Source organism: Mesorhizobium sp. B1-1-6, from assembly GCF_006443035.1.
Classification (GTDB): Bacteria; Pseudomonadota; Alphaproteobacteria; order Rhizobiales; family Rhizobiaceae; genus Mesorhizobium.
This window is the reverse complement of sequence record NZ_VFWR01000008.1, coordinates 156445-182192: the sequence shown is the minus strand read 5'-3', so window position 1 is coordinate 182192 and position 25748 is coordinate 156445. Positions and strand designations below refer to the sequence as shown.

General features: G+C 63.7%; 29 protein-coding genes and 2 pseudogenes. 23 read left to right on the top strand and 8 right to left on the bottom strand.

What is annotated here, in order from left to right:
• Positions 1-84 precede the first annotated feature (84 nt).
• Together FJ979_RS17800 and yghU are read right to left on the bottom strand one after the other, a co-directional pair.
• Positions 85-825, bottom strand: a complete 741-nt coding sequence (locus FJ979_RS17800) for a sulfotransferase family protein (protein ID WP_140582500.1) — start codon at positions 823-825, stop codon at positions 85-87.
• Positions 826-1180: 355 nt separating this feature from the next.
• Positions 1181-2047: a glutathione-dependent disulfide-bond oxidoreductase gene (gene yghU / locus FJ979_RS17795; RefSeq protein ID WP_140499040.1), complete on the bottom strand. Its 867-nt coding sequence runs from the start codon at positions 2045-2047 to the stop codon at positions 1181-1183.
• 235 nt (positions 2048-2282) lie between these two features.
• Here yghU and FJ979_RS17790 point away from each other — a divergent pair, with 235 nt between their 5' ends.
• The gene (locus FJ979_RS17790; RefSeq protein ID WP_140582497.1) at positions 2283-3188 is read left to right on the top strand and encodes a S1C family serine protease; all 906 of its coding nucleotides are present in this window, start codon (positions 2283-2285) and stop codon (positions 3186-3188) included.
• Positions 3189-3193: 5 nt separating this feature from the next.
• On the opposite strand, the gene FJ979_RS17785 is transcribed toward FJ979_RS17790, so the two are convergent.
• Positions 3194-3475, bottom strand: a complete 282-nt coding sequence (locus FJ979_RS17785) for a hypothetical protein (protein WP_140582494.1) — start codon at positions 3473-3475, stop codon at positions 3194-3196.
• Positions 3476-3763: 288 nt separating this feature from the next.
• On the opposite strand from FJ979_RS17785, the gene FJ979_RS17780 reads away from it, so the two are divergent.
• Positions 3764-5386 carry an ABC-F family ATP-binding cassette domain-containing protein gene (locus tag FJ979_RS17780; RefSeq protein ID WP_140565326.1) on the top strand — a complete coding sequence of 541 codons (1623 nt, stop codon included), beginning with the start codon at positions 3764-3766 and terminating at the stop codon, positions 5384-5386.
• Between the two features lie 36 nt (positions 5387-5422).
• Here FJ979_RS17780 and gcvA read toward each other — a convergent pair whose 3' ends face one another.
• Positions 5423-6307: a transcriptional regulator GcvA gene (gene gcvA / locus FJ979_RS17775; protein ID WP_140499030.1), complete on the bottom strand. Its 885-nt coding sequence runs from the start codon at positions 6305-6307 to the stop codon at positions 5423-5425.
• A gap of 111 nt (positions 6308-6418) precedes the next feature.
• On the opposite strand from gcvA, the gene FJ979_RS17770 reads away from it, so the two are divergent.
• Positions 6419-6904 carry a VOC family protein gene (locus FJ979_RS17770; protein WP_140582491.1) on the top strand — a complete coding sequence of 162 codons (486 nt, stop codon included), beginning with the start codon at positions 6419-6421 and terminating at the stop codon, positions 6902-6904.
• A 32-nt stretch (positions 6905-6936) separates the two neighbouring features.
• Complete coding sequence (locus FJ979_RS17765) at positions 6937-7668, top strand: SDR family oxidoreductase (RefSeq protein WP_140582489.1); 732 nt, start codon at positions 6937-6939, stop codon at positions 7666-7668.
• A 24-nt stretch (positions 7669-7692) separates the two neighbouring features.
• Here the strand turns inward: FJ979_RS17765 and FJ979_RS17760 are convergent, their stop codons facing one another.
• Both FJ979_RS17760 and FJ979_RS17755 read right to left on the bottom strand, forming a co-directional pair.
• Positions 7693-8238, bottom strand: coding sequence for a DUF1629 domain-containing protein (locus tag FJ979_RS17760; protein ID WP_246679327.1), 546 nt, complete (start codon positions 8236-8238; stop codon positions 7693-7695).
• A gap of 72 nt (positions 8239-8310) precedes the next feature.
• Complete coding sequence (locus tag FJ979_RS17755) at positions 8311-8664, bottom strand: hypothetical protein (RefSeq protein WP_140556406.1); 354 nt, start codon at positions 8662-8664, stop codon at positions 8311-8313.
• A gap of 122 nt (positions 8665-8786) precedes the next feature.
• On the opposite strand from FJ979_RS17755, the gene FJ979_RS17750 reads away from it, so the two are divergent.
• The 16 genes and pseudogenes from FJ979_RS17750 (at position 8787) to FJ979_RS17680 (ending at position 19987) form a co-directional block, all read left to right on the top strand.
• The gene (locus FJ979_RS17750) at positions 8787-9914 is read left to right on the top strand and encodes a KamA family radical SAM protein (RefSeq protein WP_140582486.1); all 1128 of its coding nucleotides are present in this window, start codon (positions 8787-8789) and stop codon (positions 9912-9914) included.
• Positions 9915-10008: 94 nt separating this feature from the next.
• Positions 10009-11076 carry a helix-turn-helix domain-containing protein gene (locus FJ979_RS17745; protein WP_140559819.1) on the top strand — a complete coding sequence of 356 codons (1068 nt, stop codon included), beginning with the start codon at positions 10009-10011 and terminating at the stop codon, positions 11074-11076.
• A 327-nt stretch (positions 11077-11403) separates the two neighbouring features.
• A complete protein-coding gene (locus tag FJ979_RS17740; RefSeq protein ID WP_140516119.1) occupies positions 11404-12366 on the top strand; it encodes an AraC family transcriptional regulator in 963 nt (320 codons plus the stop codon).
• Between the two features lie 199 nt (positions 12367-12565).
• A complete protein-coding gene (locus FJ979_RS17735; RefSeq protein WP_140499015.1) occupies positions 12566-12871 on the top strand; it encodes a hypothetical protein in 306 nt (101 codons plus the stop codon).
• Between the two features lie 286 nt (positions 12872-13157).
• Positions 13158-13403 carry a DUF680 domain-containing protein gene (locus FJ979_RS17730; RefSeq protein WP_140582483.1) on the top strand — a complete coding sequence of 82 codons (246 nt, stop codon included), beginning with the start codon at positions 13158-13160 and terminating at the stop codon, positions 13401-13403.
• A 107-nt stretch (positions 13404-13510) separates the two neighbouring features.
• Positions 13511-14482: an MBL fold metallo-hydrolase gene (locus FJ979_RS17725; RefSeq protein ID WP_140499010.1), complete on the top strand. Its 972-nt coding sequence runs from the start codon at positions 13511-13513 to the stop codon at positions 14480-14482.
• A gap of 31 nt (positions 14483-14513) precedes the next feature.
• Complete coding sequence (locus FJ979_RS17720) at positions 14514-15011, top strand: tetratricopeptide repeat protein (protein WP_140582480.1); 498 nt, start codon at positions 14514-14516, stop codon at positions 15009-15011.
• A gap of 198 nt (positions 15012-15209) precedes the next feature.
• Positions 15210-15731 carry a DoxX family protein gene (locus tag FJ979_RS17715; RefSeq protein ID WP_140582477.1) on the top strand — a complete coding sequence of 174 codons (522 nt, stop codon included), beginning with the start codon at positions 15210-15212 and terminating at the stop codon, positions 15729-15731.
• Positions 15732-15842: 111 nt separating this feature from the next.
• Positions 15843-16439, top strand: coding sequence for a BA14K family protein (locus FJ979_RS17710; protein ID WP_140582474.1), 597 nt, complete (start codon positions 15843-15845; stop codon positions 16437-16439).
• Between the two features lie 277 nt (positions 16440-16716).
• Positions 16717-16968 carry a hypothetical protein gene (locus FJ979_RS17705; RefSeq protein WP_140516109.1) on the top strand — a complete coding sequence of 84 codons (252 nt, stop codon included), beginning with the start codon at positions 16717-16719 and terminating at the stop codon, positions 16966-16968.
• Between the two features lie 199 nt (positions 16969-17167).
• On the top strand, positions 17168-17500 hold the full coding sequence (locus tag FJ979_RS17700) for a DUF2934 domain-containing protein (RefSeq protein ID WP_140498999.1): 333 nt from the start codon (positions 17168-17170) through the stop codon (positions 17498-17500).
• Positions 17497-17646 carry a hypothetical protein gene (locus FJ979_RS17695; RefSeq protein ID WP_127204769.1) on the top strand — a complete coding sequence of 50 codons (150 nt, stop codon included), beginning with the start codon at positions 17497-17499 and terminating at the stop codon, positions 17644-17646. Before FJ979_RS17700 ends, FJ979_RS17695 begins: the two co-directional genes overlap by 4 nt.
• A gap of 366 nt (positions 17647-18012) precedes the next feature.
• Positions 18013-18339: pseudogene (locus FJ979_RS33360) on the top strand (sulfite oxidase); the annotation flags it as partial.
• Positions 18340-18377: 38 nt separating this feature from the next.
• Positions 18378-19169 (top strand): molybdopterin-dependent oxidoreductase, encoded by a 792-nt coding sequence (locus tag FJ979_RS33355; RefSeq protein WP_281406003.1) that lies wholly within the window; start codon positions 18378-18380, stop codon positions 19167-19169.
• 210 nt (positions 19170-19379) lie between these two features.
• A pseudogene (locus tag FJ979_RS33110) lies at positions 19380-19483 on the top strand (PRC-barrel domain containing protein); the annotation flags it as partial.
• Positions 19484-19639: 156 nt separating this feature from the next.
• Positions 19640-19987, top strand: a complete 348-nt coding sequence (locus FJ979_RS17680) for a hypothetical protein (RefSeq protein WP_140500147.1) — start codon at positions 19640-19642, stop codon at positions 19985-19987.
• Positions 19988-20176: 189 nt separating this feature from the next.
• Here the strand turns inward: FJ979_RS17680 and FJ979_RS17675 are convergent, their stop codons facing one another.
• A complete protein-coding gene (locus tag FJ979_RS17675; protein ID WP_140582472.1) occupies positions 20177-22231 on the bottom strand; it encodes a TRAP transporter permease in 2055 nt (684 codons plus the stop codon).
• Positions 22232-22316: 85 nt separating this feature from the next.
• Entirely contained in the window at positions 22317-23306 is a 990-nt protein-coding gene (locus FJ979_RS17670) for a TAXI family TRAP transporter solute-binding subunit (protein WP_140500143.1), read from the bottom strand.
• Between the two features lie 337 nt (positions 23307-23643).
• Here FJ979_RS17670 and minC point away from each other — a divergent pair, with 337 nt between their 5' ends.
• The 3 genes from minC to minE all read left to right on the top strand — a co-directional run bounded on the left by minC (position 23644) and on the right by minE (position 25747).
• A complete protein-coding gene (gene minC, locus FJ979_RS17665; protein ID WP_140582469.1) occupies positions 23644-24489 on the top strand; it encodes a septum site-determining protein MinC in 846 nt (281 codons plus the stop codon).
• A 173-nt stretch (positions 24490-24662) separates the two neighbouring features.
• Complete coding sequence (gene minD, locus FJ979_RS17660; RefSeq protein WP_140500139.1) at positions 24663-25478, top strand: septum site-determining protein MinD; 816 nt, start codon at positions 24663-24665, stop codon at positions 25476-25478.
• Complete coding sequence (gene minE, locus FJ979_RS17655; RefSeq protein WP_140500137.1) at positions 25475-25747, top strand: cell division topological specificity factor MinE; 273 nt, start codon at positions 25475-25477, stop codon at positions 25745-25747. The genes minD and minE overlap by 4 nt, the downstream gene beginning before the upstream one ends.
• Position 25748: the final 1 nt, after the last annotated feature.

Sequence of the window (25748 nt, the reverse complement as noted above, 5' to 3'; positions counted from 1 at the left end):
TTTTCGCAATCGCGTGGCCTGGGTCGCAAAGCCTTCGCGTCGCTTCGCTCCCGCTGCACCGAGGGATCGACGAACGGCGCCCAACTACCCCAGCCACCACCATAGCGCCGCGATCACCGCGATAACGGCCGCCACGCTTAGCGCCAGCATCATGTAGGAGCCCTTGATGATGTCGGCGATGATCTTCTTGATGGCCTCGCGGTCGTTGAGATTGGGGAAGGGCTCGTTCGGTTGCGCCACGTCGAGGAAGTGGCAGAGCGGGGCCCAGCCTTCGCTGACCTTGAACACCAGCAGCTTTTCCGGCGGCACCGCCGCCTTCACTTCCTCGACATAGGCGTTGTAGCGCTCCACGGCCTTGGCGCGGTTGCCCATGACGCCGGCTAGCGTGCGGCCCCAGATCAGCCTGCGTGACATGTCGCCGAATTTCCGGCCGAACGGCGTCAGCCATTCCAGGATCTTGAACTGCCAGACATTCTCGGTGAAGTAGATCGTGTCGATGGTGCTCTCGTACCAGGCTTCCGCGCCGCGCGGGTGCAAGGTGAGCAGCACCTTGGCGTCGGGATAGGCGGCCATCAGTTCGCGCCACACGCAGCAGCCTGGATTGTCGACCGTCGCCTTGTAATTGCCGAACACCCGGCTCCAGTCCTGCTGCGTGCCGGGCGGGCTGTTGGCCACCTTGCGCCAGAAATCGAGATGGCCCTTGTTGGCCTTGTTCAGGATCACTTCCTGCATGTGGTAGCAGGGCAGGCCGAGCCTGTTCAGCGCGACGAAGGTCGACCATGTACCGGTGCGCCCGAAGCCGGCCCCGATCAGCGTGAGCGTCATTTGTTCCCCCGACCAAACCAAGGCCGCGTGCTCGCGCCCAAAAAGGACGCCGCGGCAACCCTAGGCATGCCCTGCGCGACAAGGACGCCGCGCTGCAGGATCGATTTGCTCGCTTGCATCGATCTGCTGGCAACACGTTGCGCCCCGGCCGGCATTTGCGCAACAGATTTCTATGGGGCCTGTGTGAGAGGACCGCTGTTGACGTCGGACGATGATAGAAGAAGACGCATTGCCGTCTTGGACGGCGCGGAGCGGATCGGCGCGATATCCACGCCTCCAGGTGAGACGTTGCCGTCATCGACGCTTTCGCAAAATCAAACGGAGGGCGGGCAGCGCCGCTGCCCGCCCTCGCAGCTCACTCAGCCGCGAGCTTGTCCTGCGTGTTCGTATCGAAGTCGCTGGCGTCGTGACGTTCGTGCAGCTGCATCGCGGGTTCGCCGAATGCGCGGTTGACCATGCGGCCACGCTTGACCGCGGGGCGCTCGTCGATCGCCTTCGCCCACCGCTGCACGTTCTTGTAATCCTGCACCGAAAGGAACTCGCCGGAATCATTGTACATGCGGCCGAGCGCCAGTCCGCCATACCAGGGCCAGACCGCCATGTCGGCGATCGAGTAGCCGGCGCCGGAAAGATATTCGGTTTCGGCCAGGCGGCGGTCGAGCACGTCGAGCTGGCGCTTGGTTTCCATGGCAAAGCGGTCGATGGCGTATTCGATCTTGGTCGGCGCGTACGCATAGAAATGACCGAAGCCGCCGCCGAGATAAGGGGCAGAGCCCATCTGCCAGAACAGCCAGGACAGGGTCTCGGCGCGCGCCGGCTGGTCGGTCGGCAGGAACTCGCCGAACTTTTCGGCGAGATAGGTGAGGATCGAACCGGACTCGAAGACGCGGATGGGCGTGGCGCCGCTGCGGTCCATCAGTGCGGGGATCTTGGAGTTCGGATTGACCTCGACGAAGCCGCTGCCGAACTGGTCGCCATCGTTGATCCTGATCAGCCAGGCGTCGTATTCGGCGCCCTTGTGGCCAAGCGCCAGCAGTTCCTCCAGCATGATCGTCACCTTGACGCCGTTCGGCGTCGCCAGCGAATAGAGCTGCAACGGGTGCTTGCCCACCGGCAGCACCTTGTCATGCGTCGGGCCGGCGATCGGGCGGTTGATGCTGGCGAAGGCGCCGCCGCTCGGCTTGTTCCAGGTCCATACTTTCGGCGGAGTGTATTCGGTCATCGCGGGGCCTCGTATTGTGGGGAGAGACAGGTTGGAAGCGGGACTGGCAGTTGCACCTACAGCTAGGGCTGCAAACGGGAAAGTTCAACTTGCGTTGAACTATTGTCAATGACCATGCCTCTCATCTTCCCTTTGGGCTTCGAAAGGATGGAGGGATGCCCCCCAACCCCTTGCGCCTTGGTTCGCGTGCCATACCTATAGGAACGTGACCCCCAAGCCCGTCCAGGACAAGAGCATGCCCATCAATCCCAACAGACGCTCCGTCGTTGCGGTGCGCGCCACCATTCCAGACGATGCCTTCACTGCCGGGGCATTGGGCACGCTGCGCGAAGGCAGCGGCGTCGTTATCCGCGAGAATGGGTTGGTGCTGACCATCGGCTATCTCATTACCGAGGCGGAAGAGGTGTGGCTTACGACCCATGACGGCCGCGTCGTGCCGGCGCATGCGCTGGCCTACGACCAGGAATCGGGCTTTGGCCTGGTTCAGGCGCTGGCGCCGCTTGGCCTGCCGGCGGTGGCGCTGGGCGACGCCGGCAGGGCCAGGATCGGGGATAGCGTGGTGCTCGCCGACGGCATCGGCCAGTCGGTTCAGGCCAGGATCGTCACCAAGCAGGAATTCGCCGGCTATTGGGAATATCTGCTCGAGGAAGCGATCTTCATCGCGCCGGCGCATCCTTCCTGGGGCGGCGCGGCGCTGTTCGATGCAAAGGGCGCGCTGCTCGGCGTCGGGTCGCTGCGCCTGCAGATGAGCCGCAACGGCGAGGTCGCCGATATCAACATGGTGGTGCCGATCGACCTGTTGCCGCCGATCCTCGACGATCTCCTGACGCGCGGCCAGGTGGCGCGGCCGCCACGGCCATGGCTCGGCGCCCTCTCGGCCGAAAGCGACGGCCGGGTGGTGGTGATGAGCGTGACCGAAGGCGGTCCGGCCGCCAAGGCGGGCCTGCGCGAGGGCGACGTCATCTCCGACATACGAGACGGCGCGGTCGACGGGCTGGCCGATTTCTATCGCAAGCTATGGGACAGCGGTTCGGCCGGCGCCGAGATCCCGATGCGGGTCCTGCGCGACGGCCGTGAAACCTGGCTGCGCGTCAAATCCGCCGATCGCGACAGTTTCCTGAAGAAGCCGCAGTTGCAGTGAGCGCGTTACCTTCTCGACAGCAGAGAAGGAAAGCCTTCAGCCCAGTCCAAAGAAAAGCCGCCGTCGCTTGCGCGAGGGCGGCTTTTTCCTGGGAGGACGTCAAGAAGAAGACGATCAAGAGATTCAAGATACCGTTCTATCTCCTTGTTCGGGCTTGAGAAGATCAAGCCGCGGCCTTGTGCTTCCTGACGTGGGTGTGCTTGCGTACAGGCTTCTTCACATGCCGGCTGGCGTGCTTGCGATGCGACCGCATTGATGGCAAACGAAATGCCAAGCAGGGCACTCATCCATCCGGTCGGACGTCGTTGCATTTTCAGGACCATCCCTTTGCGTTGCGCCGCGAGCGGTTCCGGCCGCCGCGGGGGTGGTTATCGCAGCACCGCTTTTCTCCAGTTTTTCCCGGACGTTGAATCTTGTTCTAAAGTGTGTCTGGAGGGCGCTTCTCCCTCCTCCGCTGTGGGAAGACGTAAGAGCGCTGCGCCCGCTGCGGCGCTTCTGCCTCTTTCCCCGCCGCTGTCATTCGCGTATGGGCCGGGGCAACTCCCGCACCCTCACATCAGCCTCCCGGACCACTCATGATCAGACTTGAAAACATCGGCAAGCAGAACGGCCGTCAGCTTGTCTTCATCGAGGCGTCAGCCGCCTTGCAGAAAGGCGAAAAGGTCGGGCTCGTCGGCCCCAACGGCGCCGGCAAGACAACACTGTTTCGCATGATCACCGGGCAGGAACAGCCCGACGAGGGCCAGGTGCAGGTCGATCGCGGCGTCACGATCGGCTATTTCAGCCAGGATGTCGGCGATATGGACGGCCGTAGCGCGGTGGCCGAAGTGATGAACGGCGCCGGGCCGGTGAGCGAAGTGGCGGCCGAGATGGCGGCGCTGGAGGCGGGTATGGCTGATCCCGACCAGGCGGACCGGATGGACGAGATCATCGAACGCTATGGCGAGGCGCAGCACCGCTTCGAGGAACTCGACGGCTATGCGCTCGACGGCCGGGCGCGGGAAGTGCTCGACGGTCTCGGTTTCTCGCAGGAGATGATGGACGGTGACGTGGGAAAACTCTCCGGCGGCTGGAAGATGCGCGTGGCGCTGGCGCGCATTCTGCTGATGCGGCCCGACGCCATGCTGCTCGACGAGCCGAGCAACCATCTCGACCTGGAAAGCCTGATCTGGCTCGAGCAGTTCCTGAAGAATTATGACGGCGCGCTCCTGATGACCTCGCATGACCGCGAGTTCATGAACCGTATCGTCAACAAGGTGGTGGAGATCGATGGCGGTTCGCTCACCGCCTATTCCGGCAATTACGAATTCTACCAGCAGCAGCGCGCGATCGCGGACAAGCAGCAGCAGGCGCAGTTCGAGCGCCAGCAGGCGATGCTGGCCAAGGAGATCGCCTTTATCGAACGGTTCAAGGCGCGCGCGTCGCATGCGGCCCAGGTGCAGAGCCGGGTGAAGAAGCTCGACAAGATCGATCGCGTCGAGCCGCCGAAGCGCCGCCAAACGGTGAATTTCGAGTTCCAGCCGGCGCCGCGCTGCGGCGAGGACGTCGTGACATTGAAGAACGTCCACAAGGCCTATGGCAGCCGTTCGATCTACGAAGGGCTCGACTTCCAGGTCCGCCGCCGCGAGCGCTGGTGCATCATGGGCGTCAATGGCGCGGGCAAATCGACGTTGTTGAAGTTGGTGGCCGGAGCCTCAGATCCCGACCAGGGTTCGGTGGCGCGCGGGCCTAGCGTGAAAATGGGCTATTTCGCCCAGCATGCCATGGAACTGCTCGACGGCGAGCGCACCGTGTTCCAGACGCTGGAGGACAATTTTCCGCAGGCCGGCCAGGCGCCGCTTCGGGCGCTTGCCGGCTGCTTCGGTTTTTCCGGCGACGAGATCGAGAAGAAGTGCCGGGTGCTTTCGGGCGGCGAAAAGGCGCGGCTGGTGATGGCGCTGATGCTGTTCGACCCGCCCAACCTCCTGGTGCTGGACGAGCCGACCAACCATCTCGACATCGTCACCAAGCAGATGCTGATCGAGGCGCTGTCGCAGTATGAGGGCACCATGTTGTTCGTCTCGCACGACCGCCATTTCCTCGCGGCGCTGTCCAATCGCGTGCTGGAACTGACGCCGGATGGCATCCACACCTATGGCGGCGGCTACACCGAATATGTCGAGCGCACCGGGCAGGAGGCACCGGGGCTGAGGGGATAAGCACAGAGGCTACTCTCCGGAAGCGGCCGTGGAACGCTACGCCGTCATTTCCGAAAAGAGCCAATCGCGAAAAGCCTTCACCTTGCGCCGGCGGACCGCGTCCGGAGGGTAGACCAGGTAGAAGCTGGAAACCGATTTCAGCGCGTGGCCGAAAGGGCGGACAAGCCTTCCGGTGGCGAGGTCGGCCGCCACGAGCATGGTCCGGCCAAGTACCACGCCTTCACCTTGCACGGCCGATTCGACGGCGAAAGTGGCGGAATCGAAGGTAATCCCGCTCCGCGGATCCACGCCTTCCACTCCCGCGCTGGACAGCCAGGCCGCCCAGCCGATCGGGAAACCATCATGGATCAGCGTGTGGTGCCTGAGATCGTCGGGCTTCTCCAGCGGCCAGGCGCCCTGCATGAGCCTCGGGCTACACACTGGAAACACCTCCTCGCCAGTGAGGAATTCCGATGTGAGACCCGGATAGTTTCCGGCGCCATAGCGGATGGCGACGTCGATGCCGTCGCCAAGGAAATTGGTCAACCTGCCCGTCGTCGAAATCCTGACGTCGATGTCGCCATGCGCGCGATGAAAGCGATAGAGCCGCGGCACCAGCCATTTTCCCGCGAAGCCGTCGGAGGTGGAGACGTTCAATGTCGAGCCCGAATGGGCGGCCGTCGCCGATTGGGTGGCGGCCGCGAGCTGGTCGAGCATCTCGTGGACCGCCCTCGCATAGGGCTCGCCCACGGCGGTGAGGCGCACCGAGCGCGTCGCGCGCTCGAACAAAAGCACGCCGAGCTGTTCCTCAAGGTGCTTGATCGCCCGGCTGACGGCGCCGTGCGTGACGTTGAGCTCGTCGGCTGCCCTGGAGAAATTCAAATGCCGCGCGGCGGCCTCGAAGGCCGGCAGCGCGTTGAGTGGGGGAAGTCTGCGGATCATGGCCAATCTGTGAGATTTGATCACAAATCCTTGCCAAAGTTTGGATTGTCTGTCCAGCGCATGCTGGACAGAATGCTCGCAGGATTTGTGATCAAACGTCACGAGAGCAGCATGGCTACCGTTCACCCCTTCCTCTGGTTCAATCTCAACGCCGAAGAGGCGCGCGACTTCTATCTGTCTGTGTTCAAGAATGGCCGGGCGCTTGAGGCGATCGAATTCACCGATTTCGTCGGCGGCACGAATAAAACGGTGCCGCACGCGATCTTCGACTTCGAGCTCGAGGGCCAGCGCTTCACCGCGCTCAATGCCGGCTCGATGCCGCCGTTCAATGAGCGGATCTCGCTCTACATCGAGACCAAGGACCAGGCCGAGACAGATTATTACTGGAACGCGCTGACGGCGGGCGGCGGCGCTGAAAAGCCTTGCGGCTGGCTGAGGGACAAATTCGGCGTCTACTGGCAGGTGATCCCCGAAGCGGCGCTGCGCCTGATGAACGACCCGGACCGCGACAAGGCGGGGCGGGCGCGGCAGGCGACGTACAAGATGAGCAAGATCATTGTCGCCGACATTGAGGCGGCCCACGCCGGCAAGGCGTAATCCAGCAGTCCATCCTGAAGACGGAGGTTCCCATGGCATCGCTCAAAGGCAAGAGAATTATTGTCGTCGGAGGCAGTTCCGGCATAGGGCTCGGCGTAGCGGCAGCCGCGCTGGAGCGCGGCGCGGAGCTGGTGATCGTCGGCCGCTCGGGCGAAAAGCTCAAGGCCGCGGAACGGGCGCTCGGCCCAGGCGGTCGCGTGCGAAGCCTTTCGGCTGATATGACGAAGGAAGCGGACATTGCCCGGATGTTCGACGAAACCGGTGCCTTCGACCACCTCGTCTCGACGGCCGGCACGCCGCCGCCCAACGACCCGATCGGCCAGACCGACATGGACTACGTGCGGCGCTTCGTCGACAACAAGCTGATCGGCGCCGTGATGCTCGCCAAACATGGCGTGCGCACGCTGAAAGCCGGAGGGTCGATGACCTTTACATCAGGCATCAACAAGGACCGCCCGCCGGTTCCCGGAGGCTCGGTTGTTTCCGCGATCGCCGGTTCATTCAGCTATTTCGCCCGGGCGCTGGCGCTGGAGCTGGCCCCGACGCGCGTCAATATCGTGTCGCCGGGATGGGTCGACACGCCGATGTGGGACGAACTCGTCGGTGAGGCCAAATCCGGTTTTTTCGCCGGCATAGCCGCCCGCCTGCCCGCGAGAAAGGTCGCTACGCCCGCCGACGTCGCCCCTGCCTATCTCTACCTCATGGAAAGCGAATTCACGACCGGCGAGACGATCCGCATCGATGGCGGACAGAACCTGATCTAGTTGGCATCGCAGGGTCGTCAAACGTCACGCTTCGATGCGACGCCACCTGGGTTTGAACGATACCGTCCGCAGTCCGGCGTCGCGCACGCGATTGACTAATGCGTCGTTGACGAACACCGGGGACGCGCGCATCGGCAGCTTGAAAATTTCGGCGGTGCCGATCTTGTCCGCATCGAATTCGTATCGCTCGATCGCGAGAATGGCGCCGTCATCAAAATAGACGATTCCAGACCGCTCCTCGTCCAGCGCATCGATCACGGTGGTCACGTTGAAAAGCCAGACCTCTTCCCCGCGCAACGGGATCAGCTGGCCATAGGGCAGCAGATATGCCTTCAGCGCGTCGACGGCAGGCTTGCGCAAAAGCGGCGCATGCTCGCCAAGCCAAGGGAAGTCCGAATAGAGGGGGTCGCCCTCCGACACGCGGCGCATGACCGGTGGATCCCAGTTCTCGAGGGGTGTTCCGTCAAGGGAGGAGAAGACCTCGTAGTAGGCCTCGTCGACCGGAAGCACCCATTCCTGGCCCTCGACAACCGCGAATTCGTAAATGGTCGTCATCGCCGGCGTTCCCAAGTTCAGGCCTGCTTCCGCTTCTGCGATCCCATCAAACGCTGGCCTGCCTTCAGAAGCATCAAAGCATATCATCTATGGATATTTTGTCGTGGCCGGGGGGCTCGGCTCGCCCGCGAGTTCGTTCGGCAGCGGCAAACTCGAGCACTGCAAATGTATCCTGCGGGCGAATATCTTGCGCTCCTTTTGCTCGTGCTCCTTGATGGCTGCCGCGAGACCCAATCCGTAAGGGCCAAGGAAGACACCGGTCCCCCAACCGGGATGCTCTTTTTCACGCGCATCATAGTTCGAGGCCTCGACCCGGGCCTGTTGGCATTCCGGCGATATCCATTTCGGGTCTTGCGTCGAAAGCGAGGCCCCATAATCCACCGGAGAGCTCACACATCCAGTTGCCACCGTGGCTAGCACCACCAACACCACAAGTCTCATCCCGGGTCTTCTCCGCGGCATTTTCGAGAGCACAGACCGTGCTACACGGGGAAGGCCGGCGCAAGGCGGTTGACCCGGCAGGCCATCCGGCCGATAGGTCCGCTAAAAACCTCGAGAACCCCATGACCACACAGCTCCACGATGCGACGACGGCCGCAGCTGAGCCCGTTTCCGATGCCGACGCCGCCTGGCAGGACGACATCCGCGCCGGCGTGCGCCATGTGCGCGATCTGGCCGTGCAGCCGCTGTCGCCAGGCGAACGCGCGGCGGCCCAGGAAGCAGCCTCCGGTCACAAGGTGCGCATCCCCAAATCCTATCTCGACCTGATCGACTGGGAAGACCCCGCCGATCCTATCCGGGCGCAGGTCATCCCGTCTCCCGACGAGCTGGTGACCGGCGAAGGCGAGCTCGACGACCCGATCGGCGACCACGCCTTCAGTCCGGTGCCCAGGCTGACGCATCGCCATGCCGACCGGGTGCTGCTGTTTCCCACCTATCAATGCGCGGTCTATTGCCGCTTCTGCTTCCGCAAGGAGTCCCTGACCTCGATCGGACGTGGCTATACGCGCGAAGCCCTGGAGCCGGCGCTCGCCTATATCGCTTCCCACCCCGAGATCCGCGAGGTGATCCTGACTGGCGGCGACCCGCTCTCGCTGCCCGACAAGGCGCTCAGCGAAATCCGCGCCCGCATCGAGGCGATCGCGCATGTGCGGCTGATGCGCATCCACACCCGCGTGCCGGTCGCGCTGCCTTCGCGCATCACGCCAGGGCTGATCACTGCCTTGCAAGGCCGGCTGATGATCACGGTCGTCACCCATTTCAACCATCCGCGCGAGATCACCGATGCGACCGAGGCGGCCTGCCGCGGCTTGCGGCAGGCGGGTTTCGTGCTGCTCAACCAGAGCGTCCTGCTCAAGGGCGTCAACGACACTGTCGAGGTGCAGGAAGAACTCTGCCGCGAGCTGATGTACCGCCTGGGGGTAAAGCCCTACTACCTCCACCATGGCGACCTCGCGCGCGGCATGGCGCACCGCCGCACCACGATCGCCGAAGGCCAGGCGCTGGTGGCCGCGCTGCGCGCGCGCCTGTCCGGCATCTGCAATCCCATCTACGTGCTCGACCTGCCCGACGGTGGCGGCAAGGTGCCGATCGGGCCGGGTTACGTGGAAGACCGCGACGGCGGCAACTGGCGCATTCGTGGGCAGGATGGAAAGGTGAGGGAATATACAGAAGTGGTGAGCCAGCTCTGAGTCCACATTCCCGGCGGCGTCCGTGCGATCAGGCGTTGTCGCGCCCCGGCATAAATGCATATTGTGAGCGGTTCGCGGTTGCGGAGCATGGGCGGTGGCAGCGGCAGGCAGCAGTCAAGGCGTTGTGTCCCAACGGCAATTCGTCGACACCGGGGTTCAGCACTGCGTGCTGGACACGGCAGGCCTGGCGCCTCGGCAAGCCCTTGCGTTGTGGCAGGAGAATATCGGCCTGCTCTACGACGTTCGCCTGCGCAACGCCGGCGATGACCGGTTTCATTTCCACGCCGATGCCTTTCACTTCGGCGAGATCGTTCTCACCTCGTATGGGTGCATCGCGCAAAGCTTCGACCGCTCGCGCGCCCGGATCAGCCGCGACGGCCTCGATCACATCACTGTGCAGGTCTGCCTGCGCGGAAGCCATGGACGGCGCGATGGCGCATCGGATGAAAAGGCCTCGTCGGGGGACCTGATCGTGGCCGACCTGGCACAGGCCCAGTCGACGGGTACGTCCGATTTCGACAGCCTCAACCTGACCATGCCGCGCCGCCTGCTGGCGCCATTCCTAAAGGCGCCGGACGAGCACAATATGCGCGTCATTTCCGGCAACGCGCCGTTGGCGGCGCTGTTGCGTGGGCATCTTGTGGGCCTCTACGGGGCCGCGCCCGCAATGAGCCGTCAGGACGCCGAGGCGGTGATCGGGCCGACGCTGGAACTCGCCGCCGCAGCCGTGAATTCGGCCGTGGCGGAGGAAAACGCCGCCTCGGTCCACCTGGCGCTGACCAGCGAGATCCGTCGCCACATCGACGCGCATATCCGCAGCCGGCACCTCACCGCCGAGGCCATCGCCGCCATGTTCGGCATTTCCATGCGCAAGCTCTATTACCTCTTCGAACCTCATGGCGGTCTTTCCAGATATATCCAGGAGGAGAGGCTGCGCCGCTGCCGCGCCGAACTCGCCGATCCCGGCCGCCGGCACGAAAGCATTGCCGAGATCGCCGATCGCTATGGTTTCGGTCACCGCAAGAGCTTCGTGCGCGCCTTCCGCCGCTCTTTCGACATGACCCCGCGGGAGATGCGGGCACATGCCGCCCATGGGCGCAGCCAGTCCCTCGGCCATGGCGAGAACCGCACCATGTGGCACTGGATCCGCGAACTGCGATAGAGGCGGCGTGCCAGCCGAAAGGCAAATGAATCAATGGACAAGCGGTGTCCGATCAGCAGGCATGTGAAGAGCCTTCCCGTGCTTTCCGAGGCGATTTCCCCGATCGGTTGCACCAGCGGCCACATTCCCTGCGCCTCATGCCACATTTGCGCGGAGCCCTCACATAGGTCTTGAAATTCTGCCGCAGCCCGCGCGAAAAGCGGCCGAAGGCTCACACCACGTCGAGGGCACTGGAGGGGTTCATGGCACTGTCTAGAGCGGAGAGGCAGCAAACGGCGCCCGCCATCGGCGGCACCCCGTGAGGTTCTGAGCGGGGATCGAACGCAGGTGGCCGACCAGGACACCATCATAGTTCTGTCCACGGACGCGATCGCGGCCCGAGAGCGCGAAGCTGCCGTGCGCGAGTTCTATGGCCGCATCTGCATGCGGCTGGACCTTGCGCCGCTTGAACGCGGCGAGTTGCGGCTAAGCGCCTCCACCACCATCCTGCCAGGGGTGAGCGTGGCCCACGGGCAGGTCGCGCCCATGGCTTGGGAACGCACGCCCGCGCTCCAGCAGGACGCCAATGACGACCTGGTGGTGTCCTGGATCGCGGGCGGGTGGCGTTTCGATACGGCACGGCACGAGGCGGTTGAGACCTCGCCCGGTGCGCCCTGCATCATGCCGATGGACCGGAGCTGGCGAGCGAGGGCGCAGAACGGCGATTGGACGATCTGCGCGCGATTTGCCCGATCGACGCTCACTCCTCTCCTTCGCCATGTCGGCGATCTCAGGCCGGATGCCATCAATCCCGGCACGCCTGAAGCGCGGCTTCTGCTGGCCTATGTCGAGGCGGTGGCGGGTGGGGCGATCGGCCCCGGTCTGGCGCCGCTGGCCGCCCAGCACATTGCCGATCTGTTCGCCGCGGCGGTCGGCGCCAACCGCGAGGTTGACCAGGTGGTCGCCGGCCGCGGCGTTCGTACCGCCCGCATGCATGCCATCAAGCGTTATATCGAGGAGAACCTGCACCGAGCGCGCCTCTCGGCAGAGACGGCGGGCCGGGGGCTGGGGCTCAGCCCGCGCTACATCAGGCGCCTTTTCGCCGAAGAGGGGCAGGGGTTTTCCGACTATGTCATGCAAAGACGGCTGGAGCGGGTCCACCGGCAGCTCGCCAGCCCGCTTTTTTCAGCAAGGCCGATCGCCGACCTCGCTTTCGAGGCGGGGCTGGTCGAACCCTCGACCTTCTACCGGCAGTTCCGGTCCCGCTATGGCATGACCCCATCGGAGGTGCGCGCCGGCCGCGCGCCGTGAGACGCATGCGGCCGCTCACGCATGGCAAACCCGGTCACCTGTTCCGTCAGTGCCACTTGCCTGTGCCGCCAGTGCGATACGCCTTTATCCCCGGTGCGGGCATGGTCGCGCCGGCGGACGCGGGTGCAACGGCATGCGCGGGAGCGGGGGCGAGCGGCCAGGCCTCCGTGACATCGGAAAGCTGGCCCTGGAGATAAAAATGCGTGCGGCGAGAAGCTTGATACTGGGCATTACGGTTTTCTGCGCAATTCTTCCGACCGAGGTCTTCGCGGCCTACAAATGCATGAATCCGGCAATCTGCAGGGCGGTCTGCGGCAGCGAAACATGCGGCAAGATCGCCGCGCGCGATCCCGACATGAAGGCGCTGGACCTGTCCAAAGGCGCGTCCGGGCAGATCGCCGCTTCCAGCAGCGGGTCTTCGTCCGGGACCAGCTCGAGAAAAACCTACACCTGTTCGAACCCGGCGATCTGCATCGCGGTCTGCGGCAAGAAGACCTGTCCGTAACCAGAACGGACTCGGCGTATCATCAGAGGCGTCGGCGCGCTGCGCCGGCGCCTTTCGTGCGTGCACGCGGTCGGCGTGCCGGAACGCGGCGGCATTCCCTGCCTGGTTCCTCTCGCTAATATTCGTGGGCGAGGACTTCAGTCCTGTCGCCGCCGAGCCCCTGATTATTCTCCCTCAAAAGAATCTCATCGCGCCCGGGAATAAAGCGCGGGGCTGCAGGGTCTTCACTGTAGCGGGGCCAATCTGAAGGCCCGCGCCGAGGAAACGAAACAAGGACCTAGCCAAAATGACCAAGCTCGCTCTCAGCGTGGCTGCCATGATGCTTGCCTCGAGCGCTGCCTTCGCCGGCAGCGATCATGGCGCCAACAACGCCAACCAGCCGGTCGCTCCGGTCGACACCAATGCCACCGGCTCGATCGCCTACACCGCACGCCCCAATGGCGCCGACACCAAGATAAAGACGGGGCCGAGCCAGGGGTCGGTGCAGGACATCATCAGCAGGCACAACAACGACAGCCTCTGGGGTCGCTGAATTCATGGGCCGGGCCGGCTCCCGACGGGTACCGGCCTCTCTTCGTCACTCCTTCCAGGACTTTGGCCATTCGCGACTTTAGCCACCACCTCGAACAGGAGATCACCATGTTCACCATGACACGCCGCACAGTGCTTGGCACCGCCGCCGCTGCTGCCGCCTTCGGCCTTGCCGGCAAGCTTGAATTCATCCGTCCGGCCTTCGCGCAAGCTCCGGTCGAGCCTACCGTCGGCTTCTACGGATACAAGGTCGGCGATATCGAGATCACCGCCATCTATGACGGCATCTGGCGCAAGCCGCACGACCCGGCCTTCATCAAGGATGTCTCGGTCGAGGACACCAAGGCAGCACTCGCCAAAGCGGGGCTGACCACCGACTTCATGCCCATCCCGCTCACTGTCGTCGTGCTCAAGATGGGCGGCAAGCTGATCATGATGGATGCCGGCTCGGGCGTCGGCCAGTGGCAGGCCAATGCCACGCATCTGCCGGCCAACATGGCCGCGGCCGGCATCGACTACAACGCGATCGACACCGTCATGATCTCGCATTTCCACCCCGATCATGTCTGGGGCCTGATGGAAAAGGGCACCAACGCGCCGGTGTTCCCCAATGCCGAGCTCATCGTCAACGCCACCGAATACAAGTGGTGGACCGACCCAAGCCGGCTGGCCAAGCTGCCCGAGGGCCGCAAGCCGGCGGGCAAGCGCATCGCCGAGAACTTTCCGAAATGGAAGAACTGGAAGCTGGTCGAGGACGGCGCCGAGGTCACGCCCGGCATCCAGATCATCGCCGCGCCCGGCCACACACCAGGCCATTCTGTCTACCTGGCCAACTCCGGCAAGGAGCAGATCATGATCTCGGCCGACACTATGTATGTGCCGGCGCTGCTGGCGCCGCATCCGGAGTGGCAGGGCGCTTACGACCAGGACGGACCGACGGCAATCGCCACGCGCCACAAGATCATCGACCGGGTGATATCGGACAATATCCGCATTTCCGGGTCGCACTTCCCGTTCCCGGGCACCGGCACCTTCGTCAAGGACGGCAAGGCATACGGATTTACCCCGGTCCAGATCTGAGCACGAGCTTCCAACGCAAGCGAGAAAGACAATGAAACGATCCCTCTTGAGCAGAAACGCCCTGTCGGGCAGACATGCGCTGTTCGGCCTGCTCGGCGCCATTGCCGTGCTCACGGTGCTTCCGGTCGCGACAATCATGCCGGCCTATGCGGTCGACGACATAGAAGGCGCCGACGCGCCGGATCTCACCGCCATCAAGGCCAAGATCGATGCCAAGGACTATTCCGGCGCATTGGCTGAGCTGCGCGATCTGGCGCAGGACACGCAGCAGGCGGACGTCTACAACCTGCTCGGCTTCACGCTGCGCAAGACCGGCGACTTCAAGACCGCGCTCACCTACTACACCAAGGCGCTGGAGCTGAAGCCCGACCACAAGGCCGCCCGCGAATATCTGGGCGAGCTCTATGTCGAGACCGGCGATATGGACAAGGCCAAGGAGCAGCTGGCCTCCCTGGAGAAGCTGTGCCCGGCCGGGTGCGACGAGCTTTCCGACCTGCGGCAGGCCATCGACACCAGGGTGACGAAGTAAGACCTTTCCTCCCCCTCCACGGCGAAGCCGAGACGGAAGGGGGCGTTGGCCCCGAGCTCGCCCCTTCGTCCACCACGGCTGGGCGCTCGTGGCTGGCGCGCTTTGCCGGAGCCGGCATCCTCTCCCTCGCGCCGGCTCCGGCCTTTTCAACATCAGGGGCTTGGCGCCTGCCCGTGCCAAAAAGATCGGAGGCTGACCATGACATTGACCGAACGCTCCGCGAAGCTGCAGGGTCTTGCCGCTAAATACCACCTCGGGGACGTGGGCCTGCTTGCCGGCCGCCTGCTTCTGTCTCTCATCTTTTTGCATGAGGGCGCCACGCTGGCCGCCCATTTCAATGCCGCCGCCAGGGCCATGGCAGCGCTTGGTGTCAACCTGCCGCTGTTTGTCGCCACCGTCGCGTTGCAACTGGGCGCAGGGCTCTCCCTCGCGTCAGGCCTGCTGACGCGGCTTGGCGCCATCGCGCTCGGCCTGTTCTGTTTGGCAACGGCCATGCTGTTCCACACCAATTTCGGCAGCCAGAACGAACTGCTGCATTTCGAAAAGGACCTGGCGATATCGGGCGGCATGTTCGTGCTGGCCGTTGCGGGCGCCGGCAGGGTCTCGCTGGACCGGCTGTTGGCGCTCCATCTGCGGCAGCGCCAGCGCGGCGAGGACATGCCGGCCGCGTTGCCCACAGCGGAGAACCAATTGCCAGTGGACGTGAAGCAGCTGGTTTGAACGGCGCCGCCTTCGCATTCGCCCAGCGGAGCGCCGCGCCTATTTCCCGCGCTTTGCTGGAACCAGCCTTGACCCCCCGCATTGCTTTAGCAGGGGCTCAAGGAGCGCGGCGTGAAAGCATTGTTGGGACTGGTCTGCGGTTTCGTTTTGACCCTTGCGGTGTTCGGTAGCGGTCTAGCCTTCGCCGTCTGGCTAATCACCGCGAACCCACCGCGCCAGGCACCGGCCACCGTCAGTATGGCGGAGCTTTGGACCAAAACGGCGCAGCCGGTGGACAGAACGGCGCAGAATCTCGATCGCCTGCCGGCCGAGCAGCCCGCGCCCGCCAATATCGAGCCCAAGCGCCAGGCCGGGGATACCGACCCCACCGCCACCGGCGCCATCGCGCCCGCCACGGCCGAACTGCCGCAGCCGCATGTCGCCTGGTGCGCGAGCCGCTACCGCTCCTACCGGCCGCAGGACAACAGCTACATGTCCTATAGCGGGCAGCAGCGCCCCTGCATCTCGCCCTATCTCGACGCCGACCGTGCCGCGCCACCCGCCGCCGAGGCCAGCTACGTCGAGGACAACGGCACTGGGCCGGGCGCCTATGCCGCCGCTGGCGATGATGACCATGTCGCCTCCTGCTTCAGCCGCTACCGCTCCTACCGCCCGGAAGACAACAGCTACCAGCCCTATTCCGGCGGGCCGAGGCGGCAATGCCAATAGCGGGCGCTGCGCTTTCCGGCTGCATTCCACGCAAAATTCCACTCCGGCAAGGGTTTTTACCACGCCGCCTACCACGCCCGCACAAACACCACGCCCCTATCAAGCCGCCAACAGCGCAACAACGGACCGAGACGGTCGTGCGCTGAACGACCTGTCGCTGCAAGATCCAGTGGGATCGCGGTTGGCCGGTTTCGCCTGAAACAACAAACACGGTCCCATGAACGCGGGCGGGCGGCGCGTCGGGGCTAAATGTCAACTTCAAAAGATGGAAACCGAAATGAAGAAGATCGTATTGACCGTTGCCTCGTTGTTGTTCGCCTCCGGCATGGCTTTTGCCGGCAGCGACCACTTTGGCTCCGACTTCATCCCTGCCGCAAGCAGCTATCCAACCGCCCATGCCATGATGTCGGGCGGCGCCAAGGCGGTTGTCCCGAGCGTCACAAACAGCATCACTGACAGCGCAATGGGGGCAAACTCGAACTCCGACATGCCTGCACAGGGCTATGGTCAGGGCATCTGGGGACGCTGACAACAAAGCCGGCCGCCATGGCCGGCATCCAGGCGGCGGGGGGACCCGCCGCCTGGATCATTTCGCGCCATGACCGGCTCTGCCCGGCGCGCCTTGCGTCATCCCAATCTCCAACGACCCGGCCCGGCGATCACGCAAATTCTTTGGATCGTTCGGAGGCGGGCGGCGTTCAGATGCTACCCAATGGAGGATTTGAGAAATGGGCGACGACCAACGGCATGGGAAAATCCAGGAGCGCGCCTATCGGATCTGGGAGCGCGAAGGCGGCGGCGACCCCGAGCAGCACTGGCACCGGGCCGAGGCAGAGATCGACAGGGAGCTGTCGATGGCGGCAGGCAACGCGCCGCCGCGCGAGATCGCCAGCACCGACGTGCTTACGGTCGAGGAATTGGCCATGCGCACCGGCATATCAGGCAAGCAGGCACAGGACCTGATCGACAGGCTGGGCAATGACCGCGCCGCGATCGAACAGGCAGCACTCGGGCTGAAGGGCAAGCGGCGGCGAAATCCCGGTCAGGAAGAGGCCAAATGATCCGCAAACTCAAGGACGGAAAATACCGGCTCTATTCGCGCAAGAAGGATGAGAAGACGGGCAAGCGACGGAACCTGGGGACTTTTGATAGCCGCGAGGCGGCGGAGAAGCATGAGCGCGAGGTGCAGTATTTCAAGCGCCATTGAGGAAATCGACTCGTTGGTCCTTTATTCTCGGCGTTGTCCCTGCCGCTCACAAAATCCGACCCACCAATTGTAGGCTGCATTGGATTTTGGAACACGAGGCAGATGCCAATCGTGACGCGAAGATGCGGCCCTTGCCCTCGCCACGAGGACAGATAGGGCATATAGTTGAAGATCGCCGGCTCGGACCTGACAAGCTGGCGGTTGAGAGCGGAGACGTCGCTTTAACTACGGCGCGCTTCTAACTCGGGTTGTTTCACACGCTCTCATAATTGCCCGCCGCGGCCGGCCTCTGCTTTGAGCGATCCCGGTCGCTATTGCATCTATCACTGAAGGAGAACTGAGCTTTTCACTGGAGGAGAAGTCGTCATGCATTACCTTCCCAGACGTGAATTCATCGTTCAAGGCGGGGCAGCCCTCGCAGCGTTGGCGTCCCTTCAATCGCGGATTGCCTCTGCCTTTCCAAGCCGGGCGGGCGAGGAAGTCATCAAATGGTTGGATCAGCTGCCGCCGAACCCGGTTCCGGAAGTAATCAAAAATCAGCTGGTGTGGGAGGATCTCGATTCCTGGGTGACGCCCAACGACAAGTTCTTTTCAATCGCGCATTTCGACCGGCCGGTGATCGACGAAAGCACCTGGAAACTCGAAATCGGCGGCTCCGTTAAAAAGCCGACAACCCTGACGCTCGCCGACATCAAGGCTCGACCGCGCCAGGAAGTCACCTTCACGGTCGAATGTTCGGGCAATACCGGTCTGCCGTTTTCAATGGCGGCATTGGCAATGCGCGCTGGGCGGGCACGCCGCTCGCGCCGATCCTCAAGGAGGCCGGAGTCCTCGACACTGGTATCGAGGTCGTCTTCTGGGGCACCGATAAAGGGGAAATCAAGCGGGCCGACGACGTCAAGTTCACGCAGAATTTTGCGCGCAGCATGTCACTTGCCGACGCCATGGATCCCAAAAACATCCTTTGCTACGAGATGAATGGGTCCCCCTTGCCTTCTGACAACGGCTTCCCGCTGCGGCTGATTGCGCCGGGATGGTACGGGATCGCGAACGTCAAATGGATCAGGCGCATAGACGTGAACGATCAGCGCTTCGAGAACCGGTTCATGGGACGCGATTATGTCACGCTGCGCGAGGAAGACCACAACGGCGAGACAGTATGGGTGGAAACTTCGGTCGGGCGGGCGAGGCTGAAATCGGCACCGGCCCGGGTCACTCATATCGGCGATGACTACCGGATCGTCGGGGCCGCCTGGGGCGCACCGGTCGACCGGGTCGAGGTGAAGATCGATGACGGGCCATGGATGCCGGCGGCCATCGACGAAACCGACAAGGCGGACTTTGCCTGGAAACTATGGTCCGTCGACTGGCCCAAGCCTTCCGCCGGAGAGCACGCCGTCACCTCGCGCGCGGTTGGTACGGGAGGGCAGGTCCAACCCGCAATGGACGATCCCATCATTGCCAAGAAGCATACCTATTGGGAAAGCAACGGTCAGGTGACGCGACGTATCAACATTCACTGACTGGCGGGCAGTCGTATCAAAGTGTCTGAGAGCGATGTGCCCCCATGTCTTTGGCATGGGGTCACCCACATCCGACCAGGCGCCGGCCTGAAGCTGGCCAGAGACGATGCGATGACGACTCCATCGCAGCGCCAAGAGCGGTGTTTAGTGACCTGCGCGGACGCGGAGAAAACTTGAACGGCTGGCGTTCCTCGCCCTTCGCCGAGCCCGGTGGCCGTCACCGAGCTCGACTTCATGCGCGACGAGGACGGCGCCACGCCGTGACCCAATGGACCAAGGACCAGCTGAAAGGAGTGCCGGAGCACCGCGACTGAAGGGCCCGACCGTGGCCCTTTTCGAAAGGAGAGTGAGATGATCCGAAAGTGCCCGGACAAGGGCAATTCGCCGTGCCTGAGGGTGGTAGTGCTTAGTGACTTCGGCCAACCGAGAGTCTAGGCTGGCATCGGTTCTGTCAGCGCGAAGACCGTCACATGCCCCGCTTTCTTGCCGTCTACACCATGAAGCCTGAAGACCTTGCCCGCTTTCGCAGCCTGCCCAAGCCCGAGCAAGATGCGATTGATAGCGTCGGCCTACAGCAGTGGACGGACTGGGAGGAGAGAAATGCCGCATCTTTCCCCGATCGCGGCGGCATGGTCGGGAGGACGACGCGCGTTACCAAGGATGGGGTCGCAGACGCCGTGAACCCTTTCTGCGGCTACATTGTCGTCGAGGCCGATACAATCGATGCCGCCGCCCGCCTGTTCGAAAGCCATCCGCATTTCACCGTCTTCCCGGGAGACGGCGTGGACATCATGCCTTTCGTCACTGACCCTCAATGACTTGAAACTCCGGCTGTCGCTTTCTGATGTCGAAGGCTGTCTGTCAGCTCTCGGGGAACTTTTCCCCCGCGGAACCGATCCTGGCGGTTCGCGTCAGATTCAGGTTGAGAGCACGCTGACTTCCTGAAGTCCCCAAAACGTTTCCTGCCCCTTTGAGTTCTCGGGGAGGGATCGTTGGGGCGGCTCTGATCAAGCCGGTCGCGCCTCTTCGACGTTGCGCGCGCTCCAATGGCGCCAGATGACGGGAATGGTCAGAACCAGGCCGAGTAGGGACGAATAGAGTTCGGGCGCCACCAGAAGCAGGGCGGCCAAGACCAGCAACACGTTTTCCCATGGCCGGGTGCGCACGAGCAGGTAGCGCGAGAGGGCGGCCCCCAGGCAGGTGATGCCGAGCACGCAGCCAAAGAAAGCCAGGAAGAAGTTCGGCCAGGTGAAATCTTTCGTCACCAGCAGAAGCGACGGCGAGAAGACAAAGACAAAAGGCACCAGCGCCTTGCCGAGCCCGAGCCGAAAGGCAGTGTTGCCGGTCTTGAATGGATCAGCTCCCGCCATGCCGGCGGCAGCGTAGGCAGCCAGCGCAACCGGCGGCGTGATGTCGGCCAGCAGGCCATAATAGAAAACGAAGAAGTGGGCGACGATCGGCTCGGTGCCGAGCATCACCAGTGCCGGCGCGGCAATCGTCACCATGATGATGTAGTTCGCTGTCGTCGGGATGCCGCAACCCATCAGGATGCAGACCACGCCGGTCATGATCAGCGTGAACAAAAGGGTCAGCCCGTGCGTTGAGAAGATCGCTTCGGGGATAAAGGTGCCGAACAGCAGCGACAGATGGCCTGCCGTCGAAGTGACGATGTAGGACAGCTTGAAGCCGACGCCGGTCAGGGTGACAACGCCGACGACGATGCCGACCGTGGCGGCGGCAGCGCCGACGGCGAGCGCATACTTGGCGCCGTCGCGCAGGCACACCACGATGTCGGCGACAGACATGCGCCGGCGCGGGTTAAACAGGCCGACCAGGATGCACAGGGTAATGCCCCAGAAGGCAGCCATGTAGGGCGTATAACCCGCAAGAAGCACGCCGATCAGGACGACGAGTGGGATGATGGTCGGCCAGTCCCGTTTCAATGCCTCGACCACGTCGGGCATCTCGTCCGGCCGCAGGCCGCGCAAGCCGGTGCGCTTGGCCTCGAAATGCACCTGCATGAACACGCCGAAGAAGTGCATGAAGGCCGGCACTATCGCTGCCAGGATGATGGTCGTGTAGGGCAGTTCGAGGAACTCGATCATCAGGAAGGCGGCGGCTCCCATGATCGGCGGCGTCACCTGCCCGCCGGTGGAGGAAGCCGCCTCCACCGCGGCGGCGAAATGCTTCTTGTAGCCGAGCCGGATCATCGCCGGGATGGTAAGCGAGCCGACGGTGACGGTGTTGGCGACCGACGAGCCAGAGATCATGCCAAACAGGGCCGAGCCGAAGATCGATACCTTGGCCGGACCGCCGGCGTAGCGGCCGGCGACCCATGCCGCGCAGTCGAGAAAGAGCTGGCCGAGACCGATGCGGGTAGCGAAGACGCCAAACAGGACGAAGTGGAAAACGTAGGTGGCGACGACACCGAGCGCGATGCCATAAATGCCTTGCGTCGTGAGGTAGAGGTGGTCGACGAGCTGGGAGACGGACGCGCCGGGATGCACCAGGATGCTCGGCATATAGGGGCCGAACAGCGCATAAGCCATGAAGAGGATGGCGATGATGGGCAGCGGGATGCCGACGGACCGGCGCGTCGCTTCCAGCAGGAGCAAAATGAGGGTCAGCCCGAGCACCACGTCGGTCGTCGTGGGGTTGCCGACGCGGAAGGCAAGATCGTCGAGCGGGATCATCGGCACGTGCAGGACCGCTACCACCGCGGCAAGCGCCAGCAGCCAGTCGAAAACCGGTATGCCGAGCGGCCGCAGAAGGCTGGATTGGGCGGGCTGGTCGTAGCCCTTCTTCACCAGAGGGAAGACGAGGAAGATCAGCGACAGCACCATCGACAGGTGGATGCCCCGGTGCAGCATCTCCTGCAGCAAGCCGAATCCAGCCGTGTAATAGTGAAACAGCGACAACGCCACCAGAAGGAAGCCGACCAGCCAGCCGGCGGCCCGGGTCAGCGGCCGGAACCGGATCTCGGAATCGAATTTCTCCTCCAGTTCGCGAGCCTTTTCCTCGTCGAACTCCATGCCGGAAAGCCTGATCTTGTCGTCGCTCATAGTCGGTTCCGTATCCTGAATCCCCAGACAAACGAGGCGGAAAGCACGCCTTCCGCCTCGTTGTCGCCAGTCTGTTGATGGCCTCTTATTTCAGGGCGCCGACTTCCTTGTAGAATTTCTCCGCGCCCGGATGGAACGGAATGCCGGCGCTGGTGACCGCGTTCTGGAGCGTGATCAGCTTGCCCTTGGCATGACCAGCCTGCAGCGCCTTCTGGGTCTCGTCGCTGTAGAGCGACTTGACGATCTTGTAGATGAGGTCATCGGTCTGCTTGGCGCTGGTCACCCATTGCGCGGCGACCGAAATGGTCTTGGTCTCGCCGACATTCTTGTAGGTGCCCGCGGGCACGATGTCGGTCGAGAAGAACTTCTGTTCGGACAGGAGCTTGTCGGCCTCGGGGCCGGTGATCGGCACCAGCGTGATGTTGTTGGTGCTGGCAAGCTCGACGATGGCACCGGTCGGATAGCCGCCAACGAAGAAATAGGCGTCCATGGCGCCGTCTTGCAGGCGCTCGCCGGCCGGGCCGGGCTTGAGATATTCGGGCTTTACGTCCTTCTCCGTTAGACCGTAGGCGCCGAGCACCAGGCGCGCATCAACGATGGTCCCGGAACCCGGCTCGTCGAGGGAGACGCGCTTGCCCTTCAGATCCGCCACCGTCTTGATGCCGGCGTCGGCGCGCGCGACCAGATGGATGGTTTCAGGATAGAGCGTCGCAATGAGGCGCAGATCCTCTACCTTGGGCTTGCCCTCGTAGAGGCCGGTGCCCGAATGCGCCCAGTAGGCGACATCGGATTGCGTGAAGCCCGATTCGGAAGCGCCCGACTGGATGGCGCTGATGTTGGCCACCGAACCGTTGGAGGACGTGGCGCTGGCAACCAGGCCCTCGACGCCGGCCGGCCCCGTCGCCGAGATCGCGTTGGCGATCAGCCCGCCCACCGGATAGTAGGTGCCGGACGTGCCGCCGGTGCCGATACGGAAAAAAGCCTGCTGCGCGCGCGCCGGCGAAAACCCTGCCGCGGCCAGCGCCAAAGTGCCCGCGCCGACGGAAAAGACGCGACGGTTGATCGAAACAGTCATATTACCTCCCGGTCAAAGATCGGCAGGATGTTGCATCAACCCAAGGATTGTCAACCTGCGCGCGCCTTTCGGAGGGGATCGGTCGTCGCTGGCGGTGGCTCCCCCGCTGTTGCCGTCATGGCGCATTTTGAGATCTAGCTTGTCGATTGAACGGCGGTAATCCGCTTGCTGACGCGGCGCTATCAACACATTCCGCGTGTTGTCAGCCGGCATCCGCAACTGGCGGTTAGCCGACCCTCCAATTTCTGGCGGCCTCCAAGGTGCCAGCCGTCTTTATTAACCATTTGTTAACCATTCGGCCGGCACCCTTTAACCATTGAGTAAGGATTCGCCAGCCGTGACCTTTGCCGCTCCCCTGGAGACCAAATCCATTCGCTTTCGCGCCCGTTCGTTCGTCGCTTTCACGCTGACGCCGGAGGCGCCGATCGGTGCTTGGTTGGAGGGGCTGGATCATTGGATCGGCAATTCGCCGGGCTATTTCTCAGGGCGGCCGGTGGTGCTCGATCTCAATGCGCTGAAGCCTGCGGCCGACGAGATCGCGGCGCTGGTCGCTTCGCTCGGCACGCGTGGCATCCGGGTCTATGCCATCGAACTCGAAGGGGCCTCGCTCGGGCCCGAGCTGCCACCGCTGCTGGCCGGCGCCAAGGAGGCCACTTCAGATGGCCTGCTGGCGCAGCCCGGCCGCAACGGCAAGGCAGGCCTGGCGGAAGAGGCCGGCAAGACGGAAGCGGTGTCTTCGGAACGCGGCAAGGAAACGGGCAAGCCCGACGAGGGCAGGGCCGAGGCTGGAAGGGTCAAGGCGGCCAAGGCGGCCAAGACAGAACAGCAAGCCGGCGCGGCGGAGCCGGTGCCGGCCGGAACGCTGATGGTCAAGTCGCCCCTGCGCTCGGGTCAGTCGATCTTTCATCCGCATGGCGATGTCATCGTGCTTGGATCGGTCGCTTCCGGTTCCGAGATCATCGCGGCGGGCTCGATCCATGTCTATGGCACGCTGCGCGGCCGCGCCATTGCGGGCTCGGAAGGCAATATTTCGGCGCGCATCTTCTGCCGCAGGAACGAGGCCGAGCTGCTCGCCATCGACGGCTGGTACACCACGGCGGAGGACATGGAAGGCGCCTCGCGCGGCAAGCCGGTGCAGGCCTTCCTCGAAGACGGCGTGCTACGCGTCGTGCCGCTGAACTAGGGCGCCGGGATGAAAACGCCGAACCAGTTCTTGTCTTGCGCGACCGCGAACAGGACGCTCAGGTCCGCAAGGTTGGGACCGGTTTCGCGTGGGATGATGGCAGGTTCCAACAATAGCCGTGCGACGCACGGAGCGATAACAAACGACAACATCAGGCGACGGAGGCTTTTTTTATGGGCAAGGTAGTGGTGGTCACCTCAGGCAAGGGAGGTGTCGGCAAGACGACCTCGACGGCCGCATTGGGGGCCGCGGTCGCCAGGACCGGCAAGAAAGTGGCGCTGGTCGATTTCGACGTCGGCCTGCGCAATCTCGACCTGATCATGGGCGCCGAACGGCGCGTGGTGTTCGACCTCGTCAATGTCATCCAGGGCACGGCCAAGCTGTCGCAGGCGCTGATCCGCGACAAGCGCGTCGACACGCTGTTCCTGCTGCCGGCCTCGCAGACGCGCGACAAGGACGCGCTGACCGAAGAAGGCGTCGGCGAGGTGATCGAGAAGCTGCGCTCGGTGTTCGACTATGTGTTCTGCGACAGCCCGGCCGGCATCGAACGCGGCGCGCAGCTCGCCATGCGCTTCGCCGACGAGGCGGTCATCGTCACCAATCCGGAAGTGTCGTCGGTGCGCGATTCCGACCGCATCATCGGCCTGCTCGACGCCCGCACCATGCGCGCCGAACAGGGCGAGCAGATCGCCAAGCACGTGCTGGTGACGCGTTACGATGCCGGCCGCGCGGCTCGCGGCGAGATGCTGTCCATCGACGACGTGCTGGAAATCCTGTCGGTGCCGCTGCTCGGCATCATACCGGAGAGCCAGGATGTGCTCAGGGCCTCCAATCTCGGTTCGCCGGTGACGCTGAGCGATCCGCTGAACGCCGCCGCCAAGGCCTATATCGAAGCGGCGCGGCGGCTGGAAGGCGAAGACCTGCCGGTCGTGGTTCCCTTCGAGCGCAAGGGCTTCCTCGACAGGCTGCTCGGAAGGAGGGCGGCATGAACATTCTCGACCTCTTCAAGCGGCGCTCCAGCGCGCCCGTGGCGCGTGAGCGACTGCAGGTGCTGCTCGCCTACGAACGCCGCAGCCGTGGCCAGCCCGATCTCGTCTCCGTGCTGCGCGAGGAGATCATGGCCGTCATCGCCAAGCACGTGCAGATCGACCAGGACTATCTGCAAATCTCGATGGACCGCGGCGAGACCATGTCGACGCTGGAAATCGACATCCAGATCCCCAACAAAAGCGCCGTGCCGCTGGCCATGGCGGGCTGAC

Bases quoted from the DNA above. Each gene is read 5' to 3' on its own strand.
- FJ979_RS17800 (WP_140582500.1), bottom strand. From the start codon at position 825: ATGACGCTCACGCTGATCGGGGCCGGCTTCGGGCGCACCGGTACATGG.
- yghU (WP_140499040.1), bottom strand. From the start codon at position 2,047: ATGACCGAATACACTCCGCCGAAAGTATGGACCTGGAACAAGCCGAGC.
- FJ979_RS17790 (WP_140582497.1), top strand. From the start codon at position 2,283: ATGCCCATCAATCCCAACAGACGCTCCGTCGTTGCGGTGCGCGCCACC.
- FJ979_RS17785 (WP_140582494.1), bottom strand. From the start codon at position 3,475: ATGAGTGCCCTGCTTGGCATTTCGTTTGCCATCAATGCGGTCGCATCG.
- FJ979_RS17780 (WP_140565326.1), top strand. From the start codon at position 3,764: ATGATCAGACTTGAAAACATCGGCAAGCAGAACGGCCGTCAGCTTGTC.
- gcvA (WP_140499030.1), bottom strand. From the start codon at position 6,307: ATGATCCGCAGACTTCCCCCACTCAACGCGCTGCCGGCCTTCGAGGCC.
- FJ979_RS17770 (WP_140582491.1), top strand. From the start codon at position 6,419: ATGGCTACCGTTCACCCCTTCCTCTGGTTCAATCTCAACGCCGAAGAG.
- FJ979_RS17765 (WP_140582489.1), top strand. From the start codon at position 6,937: ATGGCATCGCTCAAAGGCAAGAGAATTATTGTCGTCGGAGGCAGTTCC.
- FJ979_RS17755 (WP_140556406.1), bottom strand. From the start codon at position 8,664: ATGAGACTTGTGGTGTTGGTGGTGCTAGCCACGGTGGCAACTGGATGT.
- FJ979_RS17750 (WP_140582486.1), top strand. From the start codon at position 8,787: ATGACCACACAGCTCCACGATGCGACGACGGCCGCAGCTGAGCCCGTT.
- FJ979_RS17735 (WP_140499015.1), top strand. From the start codon at position 12,566: ATGCGTGCGGCGAGAAGCTTGATACTGGGCATTACGGTTTTCTGCGCA.
- FJ979_RS17730 (WP_140582483.1), top strand. From the start codon at position 13,158: ATGACCAAGCTCGCTCTCAGCGTGGCTGCCATGATGCTTGCCTCGAGC.
- FJ979_RS17725 (WP_140499010.1), top strand. From the start codon at position 13,511: ATGTTCACCATGACACGCCGCACAGTGCTTGGCACCGCCGCCGCTGCT.
- FJ979_RS17720 (WP_140582480.1), top strand. From the start codon at position 14,514: ATGAAACGATCCCTCTTGAGCAGAAACGCCCTGTCGGGCAGACATGCG.
- FJ979_RS17715 (WP_140582477.1), top strand. From the start codon at position 15,210: ATGACATTGACCGAACGCTCCGCGAAGCTGCAGGGTCTTGCCGCTAAA.
- FJ979_RS17705 (WP_140516109.1), top strand. From the start codon at position 16,717: ATGAAGAAGATCGTATTGACCGTTGCCTCGTTGTTGTTCGCCTCCGGC.
- FJ979_RS17700 (WP_140498999.1), top strand. From the start codon at position 17,168: ATGGGCGACGACCAACGGCATGGGAAAATCCAGGAGCGCGCCTATCGG.
- FJ979_RS17695 (WP_127204769.1), top strand. From the start codon at position 17,497: ATGATCCGCAAACTCAAGGACGGAAAATACCGGCTCTATTCGCGCAAG.
- FJ979_RS33355 (WP_281406003.1), top strand. From the start codon at position 18,378: ATGTTCGGGCAATACCGGTCTGCCGTTTTCAATGGCGGCATTGGCAAT.
- FJ979_RS17680 (WP_140500147.1), top strand. From the start codon at position 19,640: ATGCCCCGCTTTCTTGCCGTCTACACCATGAAGCCTGAAGACCTTGCC.
- FJ979_RS17675 (WP_140582472.1), bottom strand. From the start codon at position 22,231: ATGAGCGACGACAAGATCAGGCTTTCCGGCATGGAGTTCGACGAGGAA.
- FJ979_RS17670 (WP_140500143.1), bottom strand. From the start codon at position 23,306: ATGACTGTTTCGATCAACCGTCGCGTCTTTTCCGTCGGCGCGGGCACT.
- minD (WP_140500139.1), top strand. From the start codon at position 24,663: ATGGGCAAGGTAGTGGTGGTCACCTCAGGCAAGGGAGGTGTCGGCAAG.
- minE (WP_140500137.1), top strand. From the start codon at position 25,475: ATGAACATTCTCGACCTCTTCAAGCGGCGCTCCAGCGCGCCCGTGGCG.